15 protein-coding genes are annotated in these 24,775 nt (G+C 72.7%); 6 read left to right on the top strand and 9 right to left on the bottom strand.

Annotation, left to right across the window (positions count from 1 at the left end; genetic code table 11):
• Nucleotides 1-31: 31 nt before the first annotated feature.
• Nucleotides 32-1,129 (bottom strand): AI-2E family transporter, encoded by a 1,098-nt coding sequence (locus ACH4ZA_RS14990; RefSeq protein ID WP_398429680.1) that lies wholly within the window; start codon nt 1,127-1,129, stop codon nt 32-34.
• 338 nt (nt 1,130-1,467) lie between these two features.
• Nucleotides 1,468-3,726: an MMPL family transporter gene (locus ACH4ZA_RS14985; protein ID WP_398429678.1), complete on the bottom strand. Its 2,259-nt coding sequence runs from the start codon at nt 3,724-3,726 to the stop codon at nt 1,468-1,470.
• A 459-nt stretch (nt 3,727-4,185) separates the two neighbouring features.
• Here ACH4ZA_RS14985 and ACH4ZA_RS14980 point away from each other — a divergent pair, with 459 nt between their 5' ends.
• On the top strand, nt 4,186-5,115 hold the full coding sequence (locus ACH4ZA_RS14980; RefSeq protein ID WP_398429676.1) for an alpha/beta hydrolase: 930 nt from the start codon (nt 4,186-4,188) through the stop codon (nt 5,113-5,115).
• 46 nt (nt 5,116-5,161) lie between these two features.
• Here ACH4ZA_RS14980 and ACH4ZA_RS14975 read toward each other — a convergent pair whose 3' ends face one another.
• The 5 genes from ACH4ZA_RS14975 to ACH4ZA_RS14955 form a co-directional block, all read right to left on the bottom strand.
• Entirely contained in the window at nt 5,162-6,910 is a 1,749-nt protein-coding gene (locus ACH4ZA_RS14975; RefSeq protein WP_398429675.1) for a sensor histidine kinase, read from the bottom strand.
• Nucleotides 6,907-7,629: a response regulator transcription factor gene (locus ACH4ZA_RS14970; protein WP_398429870.1), complete on the bottom strand. Its 723-nt coding sequence runs from the start codon at nt 7,627-7,629 to the stop codon at nt 6,907-6,909. The genes ACH4ZA_RS14975 and ACH4ZA_RS14970 overlap by 4 nt, the downstream gene beginning before the upstream one ends.
• A 31-nt stretch (nt 7,630-7,660) precedes the next feature.
• Entirely contained in the window at nt 7,661-9,262 is a 1,602-nt protein-coding gene (locus ACH4ZA_RS14965; protein ID WP_398429674.1) for a streptophobe family protein, read from the bottom strand.
• Between the two features lie 316 nt (nt 9,263-9,578).
• Nucleotides 9,579-11,438 (bottom strand): ricin-type beta-trefoil lectin domain protein, encoded by a 1,860-nt coding sequence (locus tag ACH4ZA_RS14960; RefSeq protein WP_398429673.1) that lies wholly within the window; start codon nt 11,436-11,438, stop codon nt 9,579-9,581.
• A gap of 482 nt (nt 11,439-11,920) precedes the next feature.
• A complete protein-coding gene (locus ACH4ZA_RS14955; protein WP_398429672.1) occupies nt 11,921-14,152 on the bottom strand; it encodes an alpha-L-fucosidase in 2,232 nt (743 codons plus the stop codon).
• Between the two features lie 637 nt (nt 14,153-14,789).
• Here ACH4ZA_RS14955 and ACH4ZA_RS14950 point away from each other — a divergent pair.
• Together ACH4ZA_RS14950 and ACH4ZA_RS14945 are read left to right on the top strand one after the other, a co-directional pair.
• Nucleotides 14,790-15,671: an amidohydrolase family protein gene (locus tag ACH4ZA_RS14950; RefSeq protein WP_398429671.1), complete on the top strand. Its 882-nt coding sequence runs from the start codon at nt 14,790-14,792 to the stop codon at nt 15,669-15,671.
• Nucleotides 15,672-15,891: 220 nt separating this feature from the next.
• Nucleotides 15,892-16,656 (top strand): FadR/GntR family transcriptional regulator, encoded by a 765-nt coding sequence (locus ACH4ZA_RS14945; RefSeq protein ID WP_398429670.1) that lies wholly within the window; start codon nt 15,892-15,894, stop codon nt 16,654-16,656.
• A gap of 130 nt (nt 16,657-16,786) precedes the next feature.
• Here the strand turns inward: ACH4ZA_RS14945 and ACH4ZA_RS14940 are convergent, their stop codons facing one another.
• Nucleotides 16,787-17,950, bottom strand: coding sequence for a hypothetical protein (locus tag ACH4ZA_RS14940; RefSeq protein WP_398429669.1), 1,164 nt, complete (start codon nt 17,948-17,950; stop codon nt 16,787-16,789).
• A 213-nt stretch (nt 17,951-18,163) separates the two neighbouring features.
• On the opposite strand from ACH4ZA_RS14940, the gene ACH4ZA_RS14935 reads away from it, so the two are divergent.
• Together ACH4ZA_RS14935 and ACH4ZA_RS14930 are read left to right on the top strand one after the other, a co-directional pair.
• Complete coding sequence (locus ACH4ZA_RS14935; protein WP_398429668.1) at nt 18,164-19,360, top strand: aromatic acid exporter family protein; 1,197 nt, start codon at nt 18,164-18,166, stop codon at nt 19,358-19,360.
• A 212-nt stretch (nt 19,361-19,572) separates the two neighbouring features.
• Nucleotides 19,573-19,743: a hypothetical protein gene (locus ACH4ZA_RS14930; RefSeq protein WP_398429667.1), complete on the top strand. Its 171-nt coding sequence runs from the start codon at nt 19,573-19,575 to the stop codon at nt 19,741-19,743.
• 75 nt (nt 19,744-19,818) lie between these two features.
• On the opposite strand, the gene ACH4ZA_RS14925 is transcribed toward ACH4ZA_RS14930, so the two are convergent.
• Nucleotides 19,819-22,281 carry a SpoIIE family protein phosphatase gene (locus ACH4ZA_RS14925; RefSeq protein WP_398429666.1) on the bottom strand — a complete coding sequence of 821 codons (2,463 nt, stop codon included), beginning with the start codon at nt 22,279-22,281 and terminating at the stop codon, nt 19,819-19,821.
• Between the two features lie 265 nt (nt 22,282-22,546).
• Between ACH4ZA_RS14925 and ACH4ZA_RS14920 the strand changes: the two genes are divergently transcribed.
• Nucleotides 22,547-24,613: a SpoIIE family protein phosphatase gene (locus ACH4ZA_RS14920; RefSeq protein WP_398429665.1), complete on the top strand. Its 2,067-nt coding sequence runs from the start codon at nt 22,547-22,549 to the stop codon at nt 24,611-24,613.
• Nucleotides 24,614-24,775 lie beyond the last annotated feature (162 nt).

The following is a 24,775-nucleotide window of genomic DNA, read 5'->3' as shown; positions in this document are numbered from 1 at the left end:
GCGTCCGGAGCGGTCCGACAGGTGCGCGCCGTCATTCGGCGACGGCCCTTGCCCGGGCGGTCGACGGGGACGGCGGTTCGCTCCCCGGGCGGGGTCCGCGAAGCTCCGAGACCACTCCGAACACCGCGGCGGTCAACGGGACCGCCAGCAGCATGCCGAGGATCCCGGCGACCGACGCACCCGCCGTGAGCGCCAGCAGGATCACCGCCGGGTGCATCTGCAGGGTTCGGCCCTGGATGATCGGCTGGAGCACGTTCCCCTCGAGGACCTGCACCACGAGGACGACGGCGAGCACCCACAGCGCGGTGCCCGTGCCGCGGTCCGCGAACGCGACGAGCACCGCGACCGCGCCGGAGAGCAACGCGCCCAGGTAGGGGATGTACGCCCCGATGAACACCAGCGCGCCGAGCCCGACCGCGCCCGGCACCTGAAGGATCAGCAGGACTGCGGTGATGCAGACGGCGTCGATGAACGCGACGACGGTGGTGCCGCGCATGAAGCCCTCGATCGCCCGGAAGGCACGACGGGCCATCACCACCGCGGTGTCGCCCGAGCCGCGCGGCGCGAGCGCGTGCAGCGACGCGACGGCCTTGTCGGAGTCCCGCAGGAAGAAGAACAGCAGCAGGATCGCGAGCGTTCCGGTCGTGGCCGTCTCCACGACCACGCCGACTCCGCTCAGCACGCCGGAGACAGCGGTGCCGCCGAACCTCGACGCCAGGTCCTCGGCGTTCGCGGCGAGGCCGTCCAGGGAGGTCCCCGCGAGCTCGAACCTCTCCCCCAGCGACCGCGCGGCGTCGCGCAGGCCGGAGATGATCTCGTCGCCGGTGTCGATCAGGGCGCTCACCACGATGTAGGTCGTCCCGCCCATGACGAGGAGCACGGCGGCGCAGGTCAGCGCGGCGGCCAGGGACTTGTTCAGCCTCATGGCGACCAGCCGCCGGTGGAGCGGGCCCAGCAGGGCCGCGCCGAGCAGCGCGAGCAGGACCGGTGTCACCGTGGTCTCGAACGTGACGCAGAACCACACCACGACGGAGACGACCCCGCTGACGAGGAGCAGCAGCACGCTCCCGGCGGCGACGCGGCGGGCGGCCTCGGACAGCGGACTGCGCTCTTCAGGTGCTGTGCCCATTTCACCCCGGCCGCGTGCGGCTGCGGCGGCCGTTGCTGCGGCTGCGGGGTGCCGGATCACCGGGCGGGGCCGGTGCACCGGCGCGCCCCGACGGGCCGGCCCGCCTGCGCGGCGGGCTGTCCGGGCATCCCCGGCAGGGGTGTTCATTCCGCTTCGTCTCCGCTCACGGGTGGCGCTCTCGGCGGCCACGGCTCGGCTCTTGTTCGGTGCTCTCGCACGGGACCGTCCGCCGGTCCCCAGGGGGGAAGAGGGACCGGCGGACGGTGGCTCGGGGAGGTGACGGCCGGCGCCCGTGAAGTGGGGGGTCGGGCGCCGGCCGTCGCTGGTGGGGTGAGCGGTCAGTTTCCACCGGGGGGCACGGCGGTGAGCCGCCTGCGTTCCTCGGCGTCGGCGTCGGGACCGGCGGGCGCCGCCGTCGTCAGAGTCCCGTCCGCCAGGGCGCGGCGCAGGTTCTCGCCCTCGACGTCCACGTTCGGCAGGATCCGGTCGAGCCAGCCGGGCAGGTGCCAGGCGCGGCGGCCCAGCAGGGTCATGACGGCGGGCACGATCGTCATCCGCACGACGAAGGCGTCGAACAGCACGGCGGAGGCGAGGCCGAGGCCGATCGACTTGATCAGCGAGGCGTCGGCGAGCAGGAACCCGGCGAACACGGAGATCATGATGACGGCGGCGGCGGTCACCACGCGGGCGCCGTGACGGAAGCCCGCGACCACCGCCTCCGTGGGCTCGGCGCCGTGGACGAACTCCTCCCGCATCCGGGTGACGAGGAAGACCTGGTAGTCCATGGCCAGGCCGAACACCACACCGATCATGAAGATCGGCATCACGCTCACGATGGGCGCGGTCGTGTCGACGCCGAAGAGCTCCTTGAGCCAGCCCCACTGGAAGACCGCGACCAGGACGCCCAGGGTGGCCGTCACGCTGAGCAGGAAGCCCAGCGTCGCCTTGAGGGGCACCAGGATCGAGCGGAACACCAGCAGCAGGAGGATCACCGCCAGGCCGACGACCACCGCGAGGTAGGGCAGCAGGGCGTCGCCGAGCTTCTTGGAGACGTCGATGTTGAGCGCCGTCGTACCGGTGATCACCACTTCAGCGCCCGTCGCCCGGTGCACGGCCGCGGCACTGGTGTCCCGGATCTCGGAGACCAGGTCGATCGTCTGCGTGCTGCTCGGGGAGCTCTTCGGGACGGCACGGATCAGGGCCACGTCACCGCCCTGGTTGAACACCGGCGAGCTCACCGAGGCGATGTCCGGCAGTGCGCCGAGGACGGCGCCCGTCTGCTGGGCGGCGGCCCGGGGGTCCTTGCTCTCGCGGGCGTCGACGACCACCGTCAGCGGGCCGTTGTAGCCGGCGCCGAAGCCCTTGCTCAGGGTGTCGTAGGCGACCCGCTGGGTGCTGCCCGGTGCGGCGGTGCTGTCGTCGGGCATGCCGAGGCGCAGCGACAGCAGCGGAATCGACAGGATGCCGAGGCAGGCCACCGCCAGGACGAGCGCCTGCCACGGTCGGCGGATGACGAGCCGCGCCCAGCGCACGCCCATCGTCTCGCCCTCGCCGTGCTCCAGTGCGCGCATGCGCCGCGTCTTGAGGTTCCCCTTCATGATCCGCAGCCCGGCGAATCCCAGCACCGCGGGCAGCAGGGTCAGCGCCACGAACACCGCGACGACGACGGCGAAGGCCGCAGCCATGCCCAGGTCGGTCAGCATCCGGATCCCGATGACGCTCAGGCCGGCCAGGGCGATGACGACGGTCAGTCCGGCGAACACCACCGCCGAGCCCGCGGTGCCCAGGGCCCGCCCGACGGCTTCCTCGGGTTCGTGGCCCTCGCGGATCTCGCTGCGGTAGCGGGACACGATGAAGAGCGCGTAGTCGATCGCCACTGCCAGGCCCAGCATCAGCGCGAGGGTCGACGAGGAGGAGCTCATGTCCACGAAGGCGGTGGCGAGGGTGATCGACAGGATGGCCACCATGACGCCGAGGAGCGCGGTCAGCAGGGGCAGCCCGGCCGCCAGCAGGGAGCCGAAGGTGATCACGAGCGCGACGGCGGCCACCGCGAGCCCGATGAGCTCACCCGCGTTGGCCCCTTCCTTCTCCTGGACGGCGTTGCCTCCCAGGCTGACGGTGAGGCCGGCCTTCTCTCCCTTGTCGGCGACGGCGTGCAGCGCGTCGCGCGCCTGTGACGTGACGTCGGCCTGAGCGACCCGGTACGTCACCTGCGCGTAGGTGATCGTGCCGGACGCGCTGACCAGCCGGCTCTGATAGGGGTCGGTGACGTTCGCCACCAGCGGGGCCTTCCTCAGGTCCGCGATCAGCGACTCGACCTCGGACCGGTGCGTCCCGGACGTGACCTGCTTCCCGTCCGGCGCCTCGAACACGACGCGGGCCGTGGCCCCGGACGCGGACGCCTGCGGGAACTCCTTCTCCAGCAGGTCGAGCGCCTTCTGGGACTGGGTGCCGGGGATCGTGAACTGGTCCGACGTCTTGCCGGACAGGGTCGCGGAGCCTATGCCGACGGCCGCCAGGACCACGATCCACAGCATCAGCACGAGTCGTCGTCGCCGGAAGGCGAACCGGCCGAGCCGGTAGAGGAAAGTGGCCACGGGAGTACTCCCACCTGGAAATCACTGGAAATGAACGGAAGGGGTGACGAAAGATCGGCGGGCCCTGCGACCCGGATCTCACGTTAGGCGCGGATTTCCGGCCGCCCACGGCACCCGGGAAGCGAATACGGCCGGGCGGGGCGGTACCGGGGTACCGGCCGCACTCATCCGAAAGCACGTACGCGGGACGGGCCCGAGCCGCGCGCTCGACCCCCGGCCGTGGCGGGAGGGCCCGCCGCCGACGCGGACGCCGCGGCGCCGTACCTCCTGGGGACGAGGCCGACCAGTACCCCGGTACTGCCGGGTCCCGCCGTTTTCCCTCCCGCAGGGCCTCGGTCACGGGCCCGGCGGCTCCTACGCTGAACGCGTCGCCGCGGCGATCCGCACGCGCGCGGACGCCGCTCCGCTCCGACGCGCATCGCCGTCGGCCTGGGCGACCCTTTTCCGAACGGAGCCGTCATGTCCCTTCTCGCCCGGCCGAAAGTCGCCTCCGTCGCCGCGAGGACGATGCAACGCCTCAACGCCCTGCTGGCCGACCGGCATGTCGCGTCGACCCTCCACCCCCGGTATCCGGAGTACCCCCGCAACACCTACGAGCTGACCGTGCCGTCGTCCGTCGCCCCCGCGCGGGCCGTGGTGTACCTGCCCGACGGCCCGGCGGCCGGGCCCCTGCCGGTGTACGTCAACTTCCACGGCGGGGGCTATGTGCTGCCTCCGATCGAGCTGGACGATCCGCTGTGCCGCCACCTCGCCGCGGAGGCGGGAGCGGCGGTGGTGAACGTCGACTACGCCGTCGCCCCGCAGCACCCCTTCCCCACGCCGCCGCACCAGGCGTACGACGTGGTCCGCTGGATCGCCGAAAACGGCGCCGAGCACGGGTGGGACGGCAGCCGGCTGGCGGTGGGCGGACAGAGCGCCGGGGGCGCCCTCGCCGCGGCCGTGGCGCGCCAGGCTCTGGAGAAGGGCGGCCCGTCGATCGCGCTCCAGGTCATCCACTACGCGCCGCTCGACCTCGCGACCGACGCCCGGGAGAAGCGCTCCACGGCGGCCAAGCCGGTGCTGCGCCCGTGGATGGCCGACGTCTTCGACTCCGCGTACGTCCCCGACCGGGGTCGCCGCAGCGACCCGCTGGTCTCGCCCGCGCATCCGTCGGACACGGCGGACCTGACGGGCATCGCGCCGGCCTTCGTCATCACGGCGGAGCACGACCTGCTCCGCGCGGAAGGCGTCCGGTACGCGGAGCGGCTGCGCGGTGTCGGGGCGCTGCTCGACCACTACGACGTGCCCGGGGCCGACCACGGCTACGACCAGAGCGACGCCGAGACGGCCCGGGACGTCTACGCCCTGATCGCCGGACACATGCGCCGGGCCACGGCTCCGCGTCCGTAGGACGCGCGGGGAGGCGGCGGCGCGCGCACGGGGCCCCTGCCCTGTCTCAGGGGAGGGCGGCGTCGGCGCGCGAGTCCGTCTGCCGCGGCGTCGCCGAGCCGGAGGGTACGGCGCCGGGCTCGGTCGGGGGGTTCGTGCGGGCCTCGTCGAGAGCTTCCGTGAGGGGCTCGGCCTGACGGGGCAGCAGGACCCGGAAGACGGCGCCCCGGCCCGGCGTGGTGTCGACCTCCACGCGCCCCGCGTGGGCGGTGACCAGGGAGTGGACGATGGCGAGGCCCAGACCCGCCCCGCCGGTGGCGCGGGCGCGGGAGGCGTCGGCGCGGTAGAAGCGGTCGAAGATGCGGGCCGCCTGCTCCTCGGTGAGGCCCGGCCCCTGGTCGGCCACCTCCAGGACCGCCTCGTCGCCGACGGTTCCGACGCCCACGCGCAGAGGCGTTCCCGGCGGCGTGTGGGTGACGGCGTTGCCTATCAGGTTGGTGACGACCTGTCGCAGGCGGGACTCGTCGGCGAACGCGGGGGCACAGGCCGGCGGACCGTCGCCGTCCGGACCGGTGAGCGAGACGGGGCGGCTCACGTCCAGCGCGCGTGCGTCGTGCAGGGCGTCGGCCGCCAGGGTGCGCAGGTCCATGGGGGCGCAGTCCAGGGAGAGTGGGAAGGCCGTCGACGTTCCCGGCCCGTCCTCGCCGGCCCGCAGGGCGTGCTCGTCAAGCCGGGCGAGCAGCAGCATGTCCTCGACGAGCCGCGTCAGGCGGTCCGACTCCCGAGCGATGCGGGACATGGTGGCGTCGACGTCCTGGCGATCGGGCAGGGCGCCCATGCGGTGCAGATCGGTGAGTCCCCTGATGCCGGCGAGCGGGGTGCGCAGTTCGTGGCCGGCGTCGGCGACGAAACGGCTCATCCGCGCCTCGGACTCGGCGCGGGCGGCGAAGGCCGCCTCGATCTGGCCGAGCATGCCGTTGAGCGCGGCGGCCAGCCGGCCGACCTCGGTGCCCGGCCCGGCCAGGTCCGGCACCCGGCGCGACAGGTCGCCGCGGGCGATCTCGGCGGCGGTCTGCTCGATCCGGGTCAGGGGGCCGAGGCCGGAGCGCACGGCGAACCATCCGGCCAGGGCCAGCAGCGCCAGCAGGCCGAGGCCGGTCGTCTCGTAGACGCGCCACATCCGGTCCACGGTGCCGTCCACCGGGGCCATGGACGTGGACACGATCACGCTGCCGCCGTCCTTCAAGGGGGCGCCGTCCGGCACCGCGACGCCGCCCTGCACGGGGCCGCCGTCCTTGGCTGCGGCTGCTCCGAGCGCGTCGCGCAGGGCCCTGATGTCCGCCGCCGACACGGCGATCACGCGCCAACGCCCGTCGCCCTGGCTGCTGTCGACGGTGAAGGGACGGCCTCCGCGGGCGGCGACCGACGCGGCGTCCAGGCGCGGCAGCGCCGGGCCGCGGGCGTCGCCGGACCGGTTGCGGCCGGCGAGCGAGTCGATGCTGCTCACCGTCGTCCCGTCCTCGGCGACATAGGTGACGACGGGGTTCCCCAGCACCTCGGTGCTGAAGTCGGCGAACCCCGCCGGCGGGGTCCGGCCGGCGCCGCTCTCGGCGACCCTGGGCGGCAGCAGCGAGAACACCTGGGCGGAGGCGCGCAGTTGGGCGTCGAGACGGTCTTCCAGGTAGGCGCGCAGGGCGTTGCCCGTGACGACGCTGAACGCCGCGAACCCGACTGTCAGCAACGCCACCGCCAGCAGGAGGACCCGGCTGCGCAGGGAGGCGCGCGCCCACCCCGCGCCGATGCGTCGGCCGGTCACGCCTTCGGCCCTCGCAGCACGTAACCGACTCCGTGCACGGTGTGGATGAGCTTCGGGCCGCCGTTGTCGATCTTCCGGCGCAGGTAGCTGACATAGGTGTCGACGATGCCGGTGTCGCCGCCGAAGTCGTAGTCCCAGACCCGCTCGAGGATCTGCGGTTTGGACACCGTGCGCCCGGCGTTGGTCATCAGGTAGTGCAGAAGCCGGAACTCGGTGGGCGACAGCCGGATCGGCTCGCCGGAGCGGGTCGTCTGCACCCCCTCCGGATCGAGCTCCAGATCGGCCACCCGCAGCAGCGCCGTGGGGTCGCCGCCGGTACGACGCAGGACGGCGCCGATGCGCGCGATGAGCTCCTGCAGGTCGAACGGCTTGGTGACGTAGTCGTCCCCGCCTAGGACCAGGCCCTCGATCTTGTCCCGGGTGTCGTCCCGGGCGGTGAGGAACACGACCGGGACATGCCCCTGGCTCACGGCTCCGGCGGGCGACTGCCGCTCGCGGAGCCGGCGGATCACTTCGAAGCCGGTCATGTCCGGGAGCATGACGTCCAGCAGGACGAGGTCCGGCGCCGCGGCCCGGGCCCCGTCCAGCGCTTCCTGCCCGGTGCCGGCCGCGGCCACGGTGAACCCGGCGTGCCGCAGGGCCGCGCAGAGCAGCTCCCGCACGGTCGGTTCGTCGTCCACGACCAGCAGGTGCGCGCCCGTGGCGCCGGCCTGCGGGATGTCACGCCGGGCCGGCGCCCGGGAAGAACGCTCAGCGGTTGCCAACGGGTGTCTCCAAGGGGGCACGATCCGCTCCCGGGACCGCCGCGCCCGGGGCGCCCATGCGGTGCTCGCCGCCCGCGGCGGCCGGGGTTTCGTCCGCCACCCTACGGAAGCGGCCTGTCTTCCCCCCGTAAAGGCCGTACAGCAGGCTTCCCGCGTAGCCGGCGGCCGCGCCGGCGATCAGGGCCAGCACGACGACCGTCGGCACACTGCCGCTGAGTTGTGCGTGCGTGCCGCCCATCCGGCTGCCGAACACGGTGGCCGAGATCCGGCCGTCCGCCTGTGCGAGCCAGGCCGCCGTCCCCAGGAACACGGCCATGACGACGGCGAGCCGTCCAGCGAGGGCGAGGTGCTGTCCGTGGCGTCCCGGGCCGGGGTGCGCGGACTGCGACCCCGTCCGTGCGGTGGCGCGCGCCGCCGCGTGACCGCAGACCGACAGGGCGACCACGGTCAGCGCGAGGGCGATCGCCCACAGCGGCCAGCCGCCCGGGGACAGGTGCCTGAGGTTCTCCACACGGTCGGGCCTGGCTTCGGACTGCCGGCTTCCGAGCCATTGCAGCAGTGAGGCGAGCGGGTTGCCGCCCTCGCTCTGCACCTGCCGCGTCGAGGCGGTCCAGGAGGCTCCCAGGCCCAGGGTCAGGAACACCGCCACCGCGTCCGGGGCCATCAGGATCGCGGCGCTGGCGGCGGTCGCGGCCTTCCCGCCGACGGCGACCCCGACGAACACCACGGCGACGAGCGGTACCACGGTCAACGTCAGGAACATGCGCGTGACCGCCGAGACGCACGGGGCCCATGCCGTCCTGAGGCGGCTCGCGGCCCACGGCTCGGGCATCTGCGCTCGCCGGGTGACCAGGCAGCCCAGCGCGACGACCACGGCCACCCAGAGCGTCGCGCCCCAGGCGGCGGAGCCCGCCTGCACCTGGTAGTTCATCACGAGGTCCTGCGCCTTCGAGGCTCCGCCGCCGAGACCGCCTCCCAGGCCGCCGCCGAGGTCGCCGAGCCCGCCGCCGAGACGCCCGCCGAGGTCGCCGCCGAACAGGCCGCCCAGCGAGCCGCCTCCGCCGAGACCCCCGCCGCCGGACGCGGCGTCCTCACCTCGCATGCCGCTCATCGCCGACGCCGGCAGCGTGAACGCGCCCCGGGCGAGGTGCGCCACGACGAGAAGGGCGCACAGGGACGCCGCCGCCGCGCCGCCGGTCCGGGCCGCCAGTTCGCCGACGCCGAACCGTCGGCCCCGCATCCGCCGGGAGAACACCAGCCACAGCACCAAAGCGCCGGCCAACGACACTCCCAGCGGCATCGCGTGGGCCGTGCCGCTCATCGACGGGCTCATGCCGCCGCCCAGCAACCCCGCGAGACCGGAGCCCGACGAACCGGAGGAGGCCGCCACGGGCTCCACCGAACCGCCGACGGACATGGCCGTGACCGTCAGGGCCAGCGACCACGACGATCCGACGGAGCCCGCGTCGAGCAGGGACAGCGCCAGGGCCGAGAGGGCGACCATCGCGATCACCGCACACAACGCGGCCGCCGCTCCCCCCAGGGCGTTCTCCAGCAGACCTTCCGGGCGGCCGGGTCGGGTCCGCACGGACCCTCCCGGCCTGGACTTGACGGTGACAGCAGACATCCGAGCCGCACTCCGCTCCGTTTCGATGACGCACGCGCCGCGAGGCCGCGTGTCGCTGGACAGGTACAGGCTGGGCCGCGCGACTGCCACCTTCCGGAGAGGTTCTGGGAGTCTCCTGGGAATGCCTCCGGGATCACCGCAGGTCGGGCGGCGGACCCGGGCGGACGGGCCGCACTCTCCCAGAGAACTCCCAGAACCTGCGACGACCGGGAAAAAAGGGGTGCGCCCGGCACGGCCGTGGGGGGAGCCACGCCGGGCCGGGCGCCGTCCGTCGCGGTCAGCCGCCGCTGGAGGCGGACCACTTCTGGTTGGAGGCTCCCGTGCAGCTCCACAGCTGCAGCTTGGAGCCGTTGGCCGTGGCCGTGCCGGTCACGTCGAGACACAGGCCGGACAGGTCGTTGGTGAGGCTGCCGTCCGCGTGGAACGTCCACTTCTGGCTCGCGCCGCCGTTGCAGTCCCAGGTGACGACCTTCGTGCCGTTCCCGGTGCCGTTGCCGTACGCGCCCAGGCACTTGCCCGCGACCTGCAGCTCACGCCCCGCCGAGTACTGGTACTGCTGGTTGGCGTTGCCCGCCGTGCAGTCCCAGATCTGCTGCTGGACGCCGTTGGCCGGGTTGCCCGTGTCGTCCACGCACCGGTTCGAGCCCTGGCCCACGATCTGGCCGGCCGCCGTCTGCGCGCCCCGGGTGAAGGTGACCGTGGCGTGCGAGGGGAGGGTGTAGGAGAAGGACCCGGCGTTGTTCCAGGTGGTGGTGAACGTGGTGGCGGTGGAGTTGTTGTTGTAGGCGACCAGCGCCTCGCCGCCGTCGGGGTTCTGATAGGCCTGCGCCCAGATCCCGCCGCCGTCGCTGTAGCCGATGCGGGTCGCGCCGGGGACGACGAACTTGGAGAACTGGCCCAGCTGGTAGTAGTTGTCGGTGTAGGTGGCCTTGCCGGTGGCCTGGTCGACGGTGACCAGGCCGGTGCAGTTGTCGCAGCCGACGCCCATCTTGGGGCCGCCGTTGGTGTCGAGGGCCAGGTTCCACAGCAGGGCGCCGTTGGCCCAGTTGAACGTGGACTCCAGGGCGAGCTGGGCGGCGTTCATCGGGGCGATGCCGGGCCCGGTGGAGCACTCGCTCTCGTAGATCCGCTTGTCGGGGTAGGAGTTGTGGATCGTCGTCATCTTGCCGAGGTCGTTCTGGTAGCAGTGCCACGCGGTGCCGTACATCGCGTCGCGGGCCGCCTGGTTGGCCATCAGCGTGTTGGCGTAGTTGACGTCCACGTGGTCGGCGTCCCCGCCGAGGATCTTCGTTCCGCCCAGTCCCGCCTGCTGCAGCGCCGGGGCCAGGTTGTTCGCGATGAACGTCGCCTCGTTGCCCGCGGGCCACGCCATCGCCGAGTACGTCGACGGCGAGATCGTCGGCTCGTTCTGCGGGGTGACGCCCCACACGTCGACGCCCTTGGCCTTGTATTCCTGGAGGAACTTCACGTAGTACTGCGCCAGCGGCCCGTACATGTCCGAGCGCAGGGTGCCGTTGCCCTGCCCCAGCATGGTGTTGGTGGTCTTCATCCAGGCCGGCGGGCTCCAGTCGTTGGCGAACAGCTTCATCGCCGGGTTGAGCGCCTGGGCCTGCTTGATGACCGGGATGACGTAGGCGTCGTCGTGCGCGGTGGAGAAGTTCGCCAGAGTGGGGTCGGCGACGCCGCCGTTGTCGTCGTAGGAGTACGTGCCGGGGCTGCTCACCGGGGTGGCGGTGTAGTCGGAGGAGCCCATCGGCGTGCGCATCAGCGACAGTCCGATGCCCGGGCCGCGGGTGAACAGATCGCGCATCACCCGGTCGCGGACAGCCGCGCTCAGCTTGTTCTGCAGCAGGTAGGCGGAGGTGTCGGTGAAGGCGGCCCCGAACCCGTCGATGGTCTGGAACGACTGCGTGTCGTCCACCTTCAGATTCACCGCGCCCGAGGACAACGGCCCCAGCGCGACGCCCGGTTGGGGAGTCAGCGCCTGGCTCAGGTCGGACGTCGTCAGGGTCACGCCGATCGTGCCGCTCGCGGCCTGCGCGGGCGCCGCGGCCAGGACCGCCACACCGCCCGAGAGGGCCAGCGTCAGCGCCACGGCTTGCGCGCTCAGCCTGCGCAGCGGTTGTCTCATGTTCATGGGAGCATCCCTGTTCACTTGTGGTCGGGTCGTCTGGCTTCGGCGCGGGCCGGACACGCGTCTTCGAGCCGCTCGGCCCGCGCGATCCGGTCGCAGCCGTGGTGCACGGCCGGCTGCGGCGGGGTCCTGCCTGTTCGCGTGACCCGGTGCGCAGAGCCCTCGGGGACGACGCGGACGTGTTCGCCGCCTGCCGGGCTCGGATGGGAAAACGTTTTTCTGTGTGGAAAGGTAGAAAGGCGGGGAGTGTGAGTCAAGACGTACGCATGAGTATCTTGGGGCGTACGTCGGGCCAGTTCAGTGGAGTTGGGAGGGCCGGTGCGGGCACGGCCGACCGCGAAGGAAAAAACGGTTGCGCAAAAGGAGCGCAAGGGGGTGTTGCGCCCGGAGGGCCCGTCTGTGCGTCACAGCCCGGTGCGGGCCGGTGGGGCCCGGTGCGGGCCCGGTTCGAGCGCCGCACCGGGGTAGGGGGTCCCGGGAGTAGGTCAGACGGGGCTGACGGTCCACTGCATGTTGGTGCTGTTGCCCCAGTCCCACATCTTGGTGACGGAGCCTTCGGCGACGTTGCCGCCGCCGTCCAGGAGCTTGCCCGTGGTGCGGTTGACGATGTTGTACTGACCGCCCCCTCGGTGCGTGATCTTCCACTGTTGGTTGGTGTGGCCGTTCCAGGCCAACTGCTTGCAGGTGGCGCCGTTGTTGGTGGCGCCCCAGCTGTCGGCGACCATGCCGTTGGTCCGGTTGACCAGCTTGTAGTAGCCGCCTCCGACCTCGACCGCCTGCCACTGGAGGTTGCCGTTGTCGTAGTAGTGCCACTGCTTGAGGTTGGATCCGCCGACGACGTTGCCGCCGCTGTCCAGGGCCAGGCCGTCGGTGTAGTTGATGATCTTGAGGTAGGTCGACGGGTTGAACTGCACCTTCAGCGAGGTGATCTTGTCGTTCTGGCCGGTGACCCTCAGGTCGGCGTTGTCGGCGGTGAAGGTCCACTGGGTGCCGGTGAAGTTGTCGCCGGAATAGGCGACGATCTGCTGGCCGGGGGCGAGCTTCAGCGAGGAGATGCTGAGGGCGGGTATCCCGTGCAGGTCGAGCTGGTCGGCCGTGTAGTCGCCCAGGCCCAGCGCGGCGGAGGTACCGGCGTAGTTGACGTCCGTGTAGACCAGCGCGCCGTCGACCGGCTGCAGCGTGGGGATCTGGCCGGCGAAGGTCAGCTTCAGCACGTACATGGGTGCGGAGAACGGCGCCGACGACGGCAGGGTCACCTGGAGCCCCGACGCGTCCTGGGTGCGGTTCGGGAGGTTGATGTAGGCGCCGGCGGTGCTGTCCAGCAGCTGCACCGAGCTCAGCGAGCCCAGGTTGATGCGTCCGGAGCCGAGCGTCTTGATGGTCAGCGAGCTGCCAGGATAGCCGAGCACCGTGGCGTACAGGACGGTGTTCGCCTTGTTCCGGGTGAAGCGGATGTCCTGAGCGGTGCCGGCGCTCGGGTTCATGAAGGTGCCGCCGCCCATCTTCGTCGGCCCCTCCCCGTAGGCGGTCCAGGCCCGGGTCGAGTACACCGACTCGCCGAAGCGCTTCAGGTAGTCGCCGATGCCCAGCAGGATGTCCCGCTGACCCTGGGGGATGGTGCCGTCCGCCTTCGGCGCGATGTTGAGCAGGACGGTGCCGTTCTTGCTGATCCGGTCCATCATCGCGTGGAGCAGCAGCTGCGACGTGTAGTAGCCGATGCCCTCGGTGTAGCACCAGCTCGTGCTGGACACGCTGTCGTCGGTCAGCCAGTAGGGCGATGTGACGTCGGCCGGGCCGCCGCGCTCGTAGTCGAAGACCTCGCCGTGGCTGTTGAAGGCGTCCTTGTAGGTGGCGATGACCTCGCGACCCCAGGAGTTGGCCTGGTTGTAGTAGTAGGAGAGGAAGTTCAGCAGCTGCGTCTCGGCGATCTGGTCCAGGTGGACGTCCTGGTAGATGATGTCCGGCTGGGCCAGGTCGATGACTTCCTTGAGCTTGTCGTACCAGAGCTGGTCCTCCGTGGCCTTGTCCAGCTGCCCGTAGAGCTTCTTCAGGCTGGGGTCGGACTGCGTCGGCACGGCCTGGAAGTAGCCGAGGTAGTTGTAGGCGTGGTGCATGGACACCAGCAGCTTGAGGTTCTTCGCGCGGACGGCGTCGGTGAACAGCTGCAGCAGGTTGAGCTGCGGACCCTTGTCGACCGAGTTCCACTCGTTGACCTGGCTGTCCCACATCGAGAAGCCGTCGTGGTGCTCGGCGACCGGCCCGGCGAACTTCGCTCCGGCGTCCAGGAACAGCTGCGCCCACTCGTCGGGGTCGAAGTTGCCGCCCGCCGACTTCAGCTTCGGCGCGAACTGGGTGAAGTTGCCCGCCTTGTCGTTCGCCCCGTTGATGAAGTTGTGGTACGGCCAGGCGGTCGTGGTGCCGTAGGTGGCGACGTGGTGGTTGTTCACGTTGCTGCCGTTGAAGTACATGTTGCGCGGGTACCACTCGCTGTCGTACGCCGGGACGCTGAAGACGCCCCAGTGGAAGTAGATCCCGAACTTGGCGTCCTGGAACCAGTCGGGGGCCGCCGGGTGCTGGTTCACCGAGCCCCAGGTGGGCGTGTAGGTGGACGGTGCGGCGAAGGCCCGGCCTGAGCCGAACACGCCGCCGGCGACCGCGACCGCCGCGACGGCGGTGGTGCCGGCCAGGAACTGCCGTCTGTTGATCGCTCTCGCCATGGCGAGACCTCCGGTGCAACTGATGTGGTGCGCGGGTGGCGGGGAGATCGCGGGAGCCGGGCTCCAGCATGGGTGTCCGGCGGTTGGGAAGCGGAATCACCGTTCGAGGCCCTCGATTGCTGGGATGTTTCCCGAGCTGCGAGGACGTTACGGCGACGTCACCGGCGATGACAAGAGTTCATGGACAGGATTCCTGTGGCATGCGGCACGATGCACAGGGGAAAAGAGGGCACGACACTCGCCCACGGGCCCTCCGCATGCCTCCGAACTGCCCTTTCACGCCCTTGGGTGCCTGGACGCCAGGCTCGGGAAAGTCTGCGACACGCCGGCGCCGACCCCGGGCGCCTCGCGCGATCGCCCACGACCGGGGTGACACACAGCGGGAAGTCCCGGGTAGACTCGCCCAGCGCCCGACAGACGGGCTGTTACCGGTCAGTATTGGACCCGGTCGACTCCTCATACACCCCATGTCTCCATCGCCGGCCCGACCGGTGACGTCTACAGTCGCCGCACACCAGACCTCCGATGACTCCGTTGTCCGCGCCGACTTCGCGTGACTCGTGAGCGGCCCCGGTCTCCCTGATTCGCACAGGAGTTGCTGTCATGATCGTCCACTTTGACGGACCGGACGCGGCCCGTGTCTGACCGCGCACGCCCCGGACTCGTCGACGCCCACCACCATGTGTGGGATCTCGACCGAAGGCCCCAGCCCTGGCTGAACGAACCGGGTCACGAGCCGATCCGTCGCACCTTCGACATCGGCGACCTGCGCACGAACGCGACCCGTACGATCGCGGGCCGCCGCCTGGAGCAGACCGTGGTCGTCCAGTGCGTGGCGTCCCTGCCCGAGACGCGCGAACTGCTGGCCCTGGCCGCACGGGACCCGCTGATCGGCGGCGTCGTCGGCTGGGTGGATCTGGCCTCCCTCGCCATCGACGACATCCTCGACGCGCTGCGCGCCGGACCCGGCGGCTCCTACCTGCGGGCCGTGCGCCATCTCGTCCAGGGCGAGCCGGACCACGCATGGCTGCAACGGCCCGTCGTGGAGTCGGGGTTGCGCGCGGTGCGCGACCGCGGACTCGGCTACGACGTGCTGATCCGCGCCCACCAGCTGCCGCAGGCGATCCGGCTCGCCGAGCGCGTACCCGGCCTGCCGCTGGTCCTCGACCACGCGGGCAAGCCGCCGATCGCCGACGGCGACCTGGGCGACTGGGAACGGCGGATCCGTCTGCTGGCCCGGCATCCGCAGGTCCGGTGCAAGGTGTCGGGCCTGGTCACCGAGGCCGACCCGGAGAAGTGGGATATCACGGACATCCGTCCCGTGTGGGACGTGCTGCTCTCCGCCTTCGGCCCGGCGCGGCTCATGTTCGGCTCCGACTGGCCGGTGTGCGACCTCGCCGGCGGCTGGAACGTCTGGGCGGCCACCGTCGAGGAGCTGCTGCAGGACTGCTCCGGGGCCGAGACCCGGGCGATCCTCGCCGGCACCGCGACCGAGTTCTACCGGCTGCGGCCCCGATGACCGCTCCGCCCCGAGCCGCCACGGCGGTCGCGTCCCGCCGCGTCTTCCCCGGTATCGTCGCCGTCGCCGTCGCCGTCGGCACGCCGGGTCCGGACCGGGTCGCGCGCGACGGCGGGCCGCTGGGCCGTCGCGTCCGCGGAGGCCTCCGGGACGAGCCTCGGGCCCAGGGCCCGGCCGGACCGGGTGGTCCCGGGCGGCGCGCACAAGGAGAGGGGTCGCGTTGTCCCTGACGGACAAGGCCATCGAGCAGATCCGTGAGCTGATCCGGACGGGCGTGCTGCCCCCGGGCTCGAAACTGCCTCCGGAAGCGGAGCTGGCATCCCAGCTGGGGCTCTCCCGCAACCTGGCACGCGAGGCGGTCAAGGCCCTGGCGGTCGCCCGCGTGCTGGAGGTGAAGCGGGGCGACGGCACGTACGTCGGCAGCCTCCAGGCGAGTGTGCTGCTGGAGAGCGTCGGTGGGGCCGTGGAACTGCTGCAGGGCGACTCGGCCGCGCTCCTGGACCTGATGGAGGTGCGGCGGCTGCTCGAACCCGTCGCCACCGCACTGGCCGCCCAGCGCATCTCGGACGAGCAGCTGGCCCAGGTGAAACGGCACCTGGACGCCATGCGAGACGCCCGGGACGACGTGGAACGGCTCAACACGCACGACGCCGCGTTCCATCGCGCGGTCGTCGCGGCCACCGGAAACGAGTCGCTGCTCGCCCTCCTGGAGGGCGTCTCGGGGCGCACGCTGCGCGCCCGCGTCTGGCGGGGTCTGGTCGACACCCGGGCCGCCGGCCGGACGCTCACGGAGCACGAGGCGATCTACGAGGCGCTGGCCGGGCGGGACGCCGCGCTCAGCCAGGCGGCGGCGCTGCTGCACGTGACCAGCACCGAACGTTGGCTGCGCCGGCACCTCGAGGCAGGTGACCTGCTCGCCCACGCCGGTGACCTCCCCGCCCGCACCCCCGCGGTCTCCGGCCGACCCGCCGTCGGCACACCTTGACCGGCGCTCCGCGTACGGGCGGTCCGCGTACGGGCGGTCGGGGCGCGGGAGGCGGGGCGGCCGCGGCCGCCGGCGCGTGGCCCTACCGGGCGGCTTCCGGGCGGCTTCCGGGCCGGTCGCCGCGCCGGCCCTACGGCCGGGCGGGTTCCGGTTCGGCGGCCGGCGTGTCCGCGGTCGGCCCGCGGCCCCCGGCAGCCCGCAGGGTCACGGTGGCCGCGGCTCCCGCCGCCACCCCCCAGACGAGGGCCGCCGGGACTCCGTCGCCGATGCCCGCGGACAGGTACATCAGGTCCCACTTCAGGGTCGACCCGTCCAGCGCCACCCGCAGCAGCTGACTCGCCAGGAGTCCGAGCACGGTCACGCACACCGTGGCCGTCGCCATCGCCGGAACCGTCACCCGCGTGAGCATGGCGGGCAGCCGCCGCAGGGCCGTCCACACCAGCGCCAGCACCAGGACGTCCGCCGCCCGGTACAGGAGCCAGTCCCCGAACGACACCCCCGCCGGAGCGGACCAGGCGCCGAGGAGCAGCCACTGGCGGAGCAGGTCACCCGGTTCGGAGAGCATCCCGCTGCCCGAGAAGGACGTCTGCAGACCGGCGGCGACCGACTCGTACGAGAGGACCACCAGGGACAGGGCGATCAGCGCCGTCCCCACCGTGGCGGCCAGCCGGGCCGCACGCGGCGCGACAGCCTGGCGCGGCAGCGGGTCCTCGCCCCTGGCGATCACCCGCGCGGCGAACACCGTGGCCAGCGACGCGAACAGCGCGGTCACCACCAGCATCTGCCGCCCCGAGGAGATGACGCCCGCCAGCTGCGGAAGGAGGCGGTAACTGCCGCGTCCCCGCGAGGCGATCAGCCACGGCGCGGAGACGGTCACCGCCAGGGTCCCGGCCACGACGCCCCAGCCCCACAGGGCGAGCAGCGCGGCGGGCAGCCGGCCGCCGACCGGCGGCAGCCTGCGGACCAGGAGCATCGCCCCCGACACGAAGAAGACGAAGACCGCGGCGAACCGGATCTGCAACGCCGTCTCGTACAGCGAGAGATAGCGGGTGGCGTCGCCGCCGGCCGGGTCCCCGACCTCGCCGAGCACGCCGTAGCCGAACTGGACCGACGTCGGCGGGTCGTACGACCAGGGGGCGAGCCACTGCTGGAGTTCGGCGACGACCCGGCCGCCTAGCGCGTCGGTGGCGCCCTGCAGGTGCAGCGCCTCGCTGCTCGCTCCGGCCCACCACAGCAGCGCCGTGAGCACCGCCCCGCCGATGAGCGCCGGTATCGCCGCACGCCGATGTGTCATGTGTGTCCCCCGTACTGGTCGAGCGCCCGCGAGCCGAGTCCTGCGGTCGGCTGGAGACTACGCCGCACTGATCACATACGGATCACGGTCGGGCGTTGGCCGGTTGACAGAGGCCGGGTGACGGCACGGCACTGCGCGGGGAATCCCGGGGCGGTCGCTGTGAGGTCGCGCACGGTAGGTGCGTTGCGGGCCTGGTGTGGCACTTGATGTGCCATGGAGTGCACTCACGGGACGACGACGGGGGCGACGCGGACGGCCTGGCCCGTCCGGCTGGTGCGGGCGGTCCGGCTGAGCGGCGGGAACGTCGTGCGGACCGCACGACGGGCGTGGGCCGAGCCGGGCCGGGAACGGGATCTCGTGGCGCAGGCCGGCAAGGCCGCGCTGGCCGCGTGGGTGGCCTGGGCGGTGGCGGGCTGGTGGCTCGCGGCCCCGATGGCGTTCGTGGCGCCGTGGGTGGCGGTCGTGCTGGTGGAGGCGACGGTGTACCGGTCGGTGGCGCACGGTCTGCAGCAGCTCGCGGCGATCGCGGCGGGCACCGTGGTGGCCACCGCGGTGGCGTTGCTGCTGGACGGCACGATGGTCACGATGGCCCTGGTCCTGCCGGCGGTGCTGCTCCTCGGGCAGTGGCACCGTCTGGGCAGTCAGGGCGTGTACGCGGCCACCGGCGCGCTCTTCGTGCTGACCGGCGGCCAGGTCACGATCGCCTCGTCGGCGGCCCGGGTCGCGGAGGCGGTGTTCGGTGCGGCGGTCGGCGTCGCGGTCAACGCGCTCGTCCGGCCGCCGCTCTATCTGCGCGACACCCGCTCCGCCCTGGAGGACTCGGTCCGCGAGGCGCAGGAGATCCTCGACGCGGTGGCCGACGGACTGGCCGACGGCGAGTGGGACGACCGCGCGGCCGCCGAGTGGCATGCGCGCGCCCTGCGTCTGGACCGCCTGGTCGACCAGGCCCGGTCGGCGATCGGCCGCAGCAAGGAGAGCATGCGGGGCAACCCGCGCGGGCGGCGGCTGTACGCCGCGGCGCAGCCCGACAAGACGTACGCCGACGCCCTGGTCGTGCTCGACTACATCGCCGTGCACACCGCCGGCGTGACCCGGACGGTGTGGGAGGCCGTGGACCACGGCAGCAAGGCCGCTCAGCCGACGGCGGAGATCGCGGGTCCGTACGCGGACTTCCTGCACCGCACGGCCCACGCCATCCGGCTCTACGGCAGCGCGCGCTTCGCGCCGGCCGGCCAGGACTTTGCCGCCGACGACGAGCTCCGCGAGGCCGTCGAGGAGCTGCACCGCACGCTGGACGCGCTCCGCCGTCGGCTTCCGGGCGCCGTGCGGGACGACCCCGACGCACTGCTGACGTACGGGACGCTGCTGGCCCAGGCCCACCGGCTGGCCGATCAGCTCGTCCAGGACTGACCGCCGCACCGGTCCGGCAGTCGCGCTCCTGCGCGGTGCGGGCCTGGCGAACGGGAGCGGCGGCGGACGGAGGCGCCCTTGCGCGCGAACGGGGCGGCTGTGTCAACCACACGGAGCATGTGGGCAACTCTTGTCCGACGGTTCCCCCTCATCTCCCCGGACGGCCGTGCTGCGAGGCCGAACGCCCGTGGTCACGGGCCCCGAGCTCGACGATGCTGGACCATCTGTCGCCCCGCGGCCACGGGACGCCCATGGAGCTCCCCGACTTCGCGGAGCGGTGCGCGAGCCAGGCCCCGTACGGGTCGCCGGTGGCCCTGCCGCCCCACGTCGCCCCGGACGCGGCCCCCGACTTCCAGTGCCGGCGCGACCGCGCGCTGCGCTGACCGGGACGCATCCGTGCGTCGGGGACTGCGTCGCGCTCGCCGCGTCGGGAGGCGCACGCGCTCGTCGACGCCGTGTCAGGGGATCTCCTGCTCCGCCCAGATGACCTTTCCGTCGGCCGTGTACCTGGTGCCCCAGCGGTGGGCGAGCTGGGCCACCAGGAAGAGGCCCCGCCCGCCCTCGTCGGTGATCCGGGCGTGCTTGAGCCGGGGAGCCGTGCTGCTGGCGTCGGTGACCTCGCAGGTCAGACGGGCGTCACGGAGAAGCCGCAGCCGGATGGGCGGGGTCGCGTAGCGCACGGCGTTGGTGACCAGCTCGCTCACGATGAGCTCGGACGTCATGGCCAGCTCCGGCAGGCCCCAGTCCTCCACCTGCCGGGTGGCCCGGGCGCGGACCTCGGAGACGGCGGCCGGGTCGACGGGCACCTCCCAGGAGACGACGTGTTCGGCCCGCAGGGCGTGGGTGCGGGCCAGCAGCAGCGCGACGTCGTCGGACTGCGGCGCCGGAACCAGCCGGCTGACCGCCGAGGTGCAGAGCGCGTCCAGGTCGGCGCCGGGCCGGGCCAGCACCTCGCCGAGCCGGGACATGCCCACTTCCATGTCGTGTTCGGCTCCCTGGACGAGGCCGTCGGTGTAGAGGCCGATCAGGCTGTTCTCGGGAAGGGTGATCTCGGCTGCCTCGAAGGCCATCCCGCCGAGTCCCAGCGGAGGCCCGGCCGGCGGCTCCGGGAAGGACACCCCGCCCTCCGGCGTGACGACGACGGGCGGCGGATGCCCGGCCCGGGCCATCGTGAACCGCCGGGTGGCCGGGTCGTAGACGGCGTACAGACAGGTCGCGCCGAGGAAGGCGGTGGCGCTCTGCTGGGCCGCGGGGTCGTCGGCGCGCTCCGTGCTCAGCCGGAGCACGAGGTCGTCGAGGTGCGCCAGCAGCTCGTCCGGCGGCATCTCCATGTCGGCCAGGGTCTGCACGGCGGTGCGCAGCCGGCCCATGGCCGCCGCCGCCGCGATGCCGTGCCCCACCACGTCGCCGACGGCCAGCCCCACCCGCGCCCCGGACAGCGGGATCACGTCGAACCAGTCGCCGCCGACGCCGTCCGTGGGGTCCGCCGGCTGATAGCAGGAGGCCACCTCCAGCGCCGTTCCGCCGGCCAGGGCGTGCGGCAGCAGACTGCGCTGCAGGGTGACGGCCGCCGTGTGCTCCCGCGTGTAGCGGCGGGCGTTGTCGACGCACAGCGCCGCCCGGGCCACCAGCTCCCGGGCCAGCAGGACGTCGTCCGGGCCGAACGAGACGGGGTTGAGCGACCGGACGAACGTGGCGAGACCGAGTGCGGTGTCGCGCGCCCGCATCGGCACCGAGATCAGGGAGTGCAGCCCGTACCTGCGGATCGTCGCCGTTCTCTCGGGCTGTTCGGCCAGCCACAGTTCGTCGTCGGGGTCCAGGACGGGAAGCAGGATCGGCTCGCCGTCGATGAGCAGTTTCGCGTCGTGCGGCGGCGGCAGGAAGTCCACCCGCTCCCCCACCCGGGCCACGGCCTCCGGGCAGCCCTCGCGCACCGAGCTCAGACCGGCCCGGCGCATCACCGGCCGCACCGGGGCGGGCCCGGCGTCGGTGAGCCACGTGCCGTGTCCCTCGGTGCTGAGGACCGGCTCCAGCAGGTCGACGATGACGAAGTCCGCGAACCGCGGGACGGCGAAGTCGGCGAGCTCCTGGGCGGTGCGCATGACGTCGAGGGTCGTGCCGACGCGCGCCCACGCCTCGTTGACCAGTGCCAGCAGCCGGCGGGCGGTCCACCGCTCGGTGACGTCCTGCACCATGTAGCAGACCCCGGTCACCGAGTCGTCGGAGCCGACCAGCGGGAAGAAGGACGTGGAGTAGGCGCGCCGGCGGTGCGGATCGGCCCAGCTCCACCCGAGGTACTCGTAGTCGTTGACCGGGGCGCCGGTCTTCAGGACCTTGCGCATGAGGCTTTCGATGGAGTCCGCCTGGAGGCCGGGCAACAGCTCGCTGAGCCGTCGTCCCAGGCGCTGTTCGCGGGGCACGCCGCCGAGGCGTTCCAGCGTGTCGTTCAGCCACACGTAGCGCAGCTCCAGGTCCAGCACCGCCATCCCGACCGGGGAGCGGACGAGGAACCCGTCGAGGACGGACTGGCCGACCGTCCACTGCCGGCTCTGCTCGCGTGCCGAGAGCAGAAAGCACTCGTCCGGGCCGATCCGGAAGGACGCGGAGACGCGCAGGGCCACGTCGACGGGACGGCCGTCGCTGTGCCGTGCCGTGAGCTGGCCGCTCCATCCCCTTCCGGTGCGGCACCGGGCCGCGACCGCCGCCACCCGCGACGGGTCGCGCGGCATCGCCACCAGCGCGGCGGCCGGCCGGCCGACGACCTCGAACGCGGGATGGCCGAGCAGTGCCTGTGCGCCCCGCGTCCAGGCGAGCACGATGCCGTCCACGGTCACGATCGCCGCCGCGTCGGTGGACGCGTCGAGGAGATCGCGTGGTCCCGCGGGCGTCGGGGCCTCGGAGACTTCTCGCGCTGGATCCATGAGTGCCGTCCTCTACAGGACCATGGTGCTGCTTGTCGGCCCGATGCGCACGGCGCCGCCGCGACCCGACGACGACGCACGGCGCGCATCTCCTCGACCCGGCGGCGGCGCACCGCGCGGCCTCGTTGCGCCGCACGCACCCGGCCGTGCACCCCGGCCGGCGTGCGTCCCGTGTGCCGACCGCCCGCGCCGGGCGCGCGACGGGGCCCCGCTACCGGGCGCGCCCAATGAGGCGCAGCATGGAGGTGCGGGAGGAGGCTCCGCGATGACAGCCGAACCCATCCGGTCCGACGGGACCGCGTACGCCCGGGAGGCGCCGCCGCCGACCGGTCTGCTGGACGTGCTGAGCGTCTCCGCGATGGTCGTCGACGCCGAGGGACGCATCGTGTTCTGGACCCCTCAGGCGGAGGAGCTGTTCGGCTACACCGCGCAGGAGGCCCTCGGCAAGTACGCGGCGCGGCTGTTCATCCACCCCGAGCACCTGCAGTCCGTGGTGCGGCTGTTCACGGAGGTGCTGGAGACCGGCCGGAGCTGGGCCGGCGCCTTCCCCATCCGGCACAAGGACGGAAGCAGCCGTCTCATGGAGTTCCGCAACATGCGGCTCCAGGACGATCTCGGAGACGTCTACGCCCTCGGCATCGCCGCGGACCACGAACTGCTGCAGCGCGTCGAGACCGACCTGGCCCTGTGCGAGCGGCTGATCAACCAGTCCCCCATCGGGCTGGCGCTGCTCGACCCGGACCTGCGCTACCTCCTGGTCAACCCGGCGCTCGAGCGCATCGACGGCATCCCGGCCGAGGCCCACGTGGGCCGGCGTCTGCGGGAGACCCTGCCGCTGCCCGACGTCGACACCATCGAGTCCGCGCTGCGCCAGGTGCTGACCACCGGCACGCCGCTGCTCGACCAGTACCACGTGGGCCGGCCGCGGACCGACCCCGAGCACGAGCACGCGTGGTCGCTGTCGTTCTACCGGCTGGAGGACCCGGGCGGCCGGGTGCTGGGCGCGGCCGCCTCGGTCGTCGACGTCACCGAACGGCACCGGGTGGCCGCGGAGGCCGACCGGGCCCGCCGCCGCCTCGCCCTCATCGCCGAGGCCTCGACACGGGTCGGCACGACGTTGGAGGTGGAGCAGACCGCCCGTGAGCTGGCCGAGGTGGCGGTGCCGCAGCTCGCCGACGTGGTCGCGGTGGACGTCCTGGACTCCGCGCTGGCCTGCCGTCGCGCCCGCCGGCCGGACGACGGGCCCGAACTCTTCCGCGCCCTCGCGCTCAAGGCGGCGCATCCCACCGTGGCGCTGCGGGCCGCCGACCCGCCGGGGGACGTCGCCGCCTACCAGGGCGACCAGCTGGTCACCCTCTGCGTGCACACCGGCCGGCCGGTCCTCGTGAGCCACGTCGGCGACCAGGACCTGCCGCGCATCGCCCGGGACGCCGAGGCCGGCTCCCTGCTGGCCCGCGCCGGGGTGCACTCGTATCTCGCCGTGCCGTTGATCGCCCACGGAGAGGTGCTCGGCGCCCTCGACCTCAAGCGCACCCGCAACCCGCTCCCGTTCGACGAGGACGACGTGCTCCTCGCTGTCGAGCTGGCCGGCCGGGCGGCCGTGGCCATCGACAACGCCCGCTGGTTCGAGAGCGTGCGCAACACCGCCCTCACCCTGCAGCGGAGCCTGCTGCCGGAGCACCCGCCCCACCACCTGGGCCTCGACCTCGCCTCCCGTTACCAGCCGGCGCAGGCCACCAGCGAGGTCGGCGGCGACTGGTACGACGTCATCCCGCTGGCCGACGACAAGACCGCGCTGGTCGTCGGCGACGTCATGGGCAACGGCATCGACGCGGCCGCCACCATGGGCCGGCTGCGCACCGCGACCTGCGCCTACGCGGACCTCGACCTCGAACCCGGCGCCGTGCTCCAGCACCTGGACAAGATCACCTGCGACCTGGAGCACTACATCGTGACCTGCCTCTACGCCGTGTACGACCCCCGCACGGGGCAGTGCCGGATCGCCAACGCGGGCCACATGCCGCCCGCGCTGGCCGGGCCCGGCCGTCCGGCGACGCTGCTCGACCTGCCGTCCGGGGCCCCGCTCGGCGTCGGCGGCGTCCCCTTCGAGACCACCACGGCCACGCTCGCCTCCGGCGACCTCCTGGTCCTCTACACGGACGGTCTCGTCGAGACGCGGCAGCACCCGATCGACGACCGTCTGGCGGTCCTGGTCGGTTTCCTGGACGAGCCGCACCGGCCGCTCGAGGAGATCTGCGACCTCCTGCTGTACGGCCTGCGCCATCCCGACGACCACGACGACGTGGCACTGCTGGTGGCGCGGGCCCGGTAGAGGTCTGCGCACATCGGCGCCGCACCGGGACTCCGGCCCCCTCACTCGCACTCACCGCACTCACCACGTCCACCGCGTCACGGCACCCACCGCACCCACCGCACTCACCTGATCGACGCAGTACGGGGCTCCCCGGAGCGCATTGTCACCATATGTGCGTAT

This window comes from Streptomyces sp. NPDC020597 (assembly GCF_044335095.1).
In the GTDB taxonomy this organism is placed as follows: Bacteria; Actinomycetota; Actinomycetes; order Streptomycetales; family Streptomycetaceae; genus Streptomyces.
This window is presented reverse-complemented; position numbering and strand designations above follow the sequence as displayed.

What these genes read in the sequence shown, in the direction of transcription:
- ACH4ZA_RS14990 (WP_398429680.1), bottom strand. Translation starts at nt 1,129, where the DNA reads ATGGGCACAGCACCTGAAGAGCGCAGTCCGCTGTCCGAGGCCGCCCGC.
- ACH4ZA_RS14980 (WP_398429676.1), top strand. Translation starts at nt 4,186, where the DNA reads ATGTCCCTTCTCGCCCGGCCGAAAGTCGCCTCCGTCGCCGCGAGGACG.
- ACH4ZA_RS14960 (WP_398429673.1), bottom strand. Translation starts at nt 11,438, where the DNA reads ATGAACATGAGACAACCGCTGCGCAGGCTGAGCGCGCAAGCCGTGGCG.
- ACH4ZA_RS14955 (WP_398429672.1), bottom strand. Translation starts at nt 14,152, where the DNA reads ATGGCGAGAGCGATCAACAGACGGCAGTTCCTGGCCGGCACCACCGCC.
- ACH4ZA_RS14940 (WP_398429669.1), bottom strand. Translation starts at nt 17,950, where the DNA reads ATGACACATCGGCGTGCGGCGATACCGGCGCTCATCGGCGGGGCGGTG.
- ACH4ZA_RS14935 (WP_398429668.1), top strand. Translation starts at nt 18,164, where the DNA reads ATGGAGTGCACTCACGGGACGACGACGGGGGCGACGCGGACGGCCTGG.
- ACH4ZA_RS14930 (WP_398429667.1), top strand. Translation starts at nt 19,573, where the DNA reads ATGCTGGACCATCTGTCGCCCCGCGGCCACGGGACGCCCATGGAGCTC.
- ACH4ZA_RS14925 (WP_398429666.1), bottom strand. Translation starts at nt 22,281, where the DNA reads ATGGATCCAGCGCGAGAAGTCTCCGAGGCCCCGACGCCCGCGGGACCA.
- ACH4ZA_RS14920 (WP_398429665.1), top strand. Translation starts at nt 22,547, where the DNA reads ATGACAGCCGAACCCATCCGGTCCGACGGGACCGCGTACGCCCGGGAG.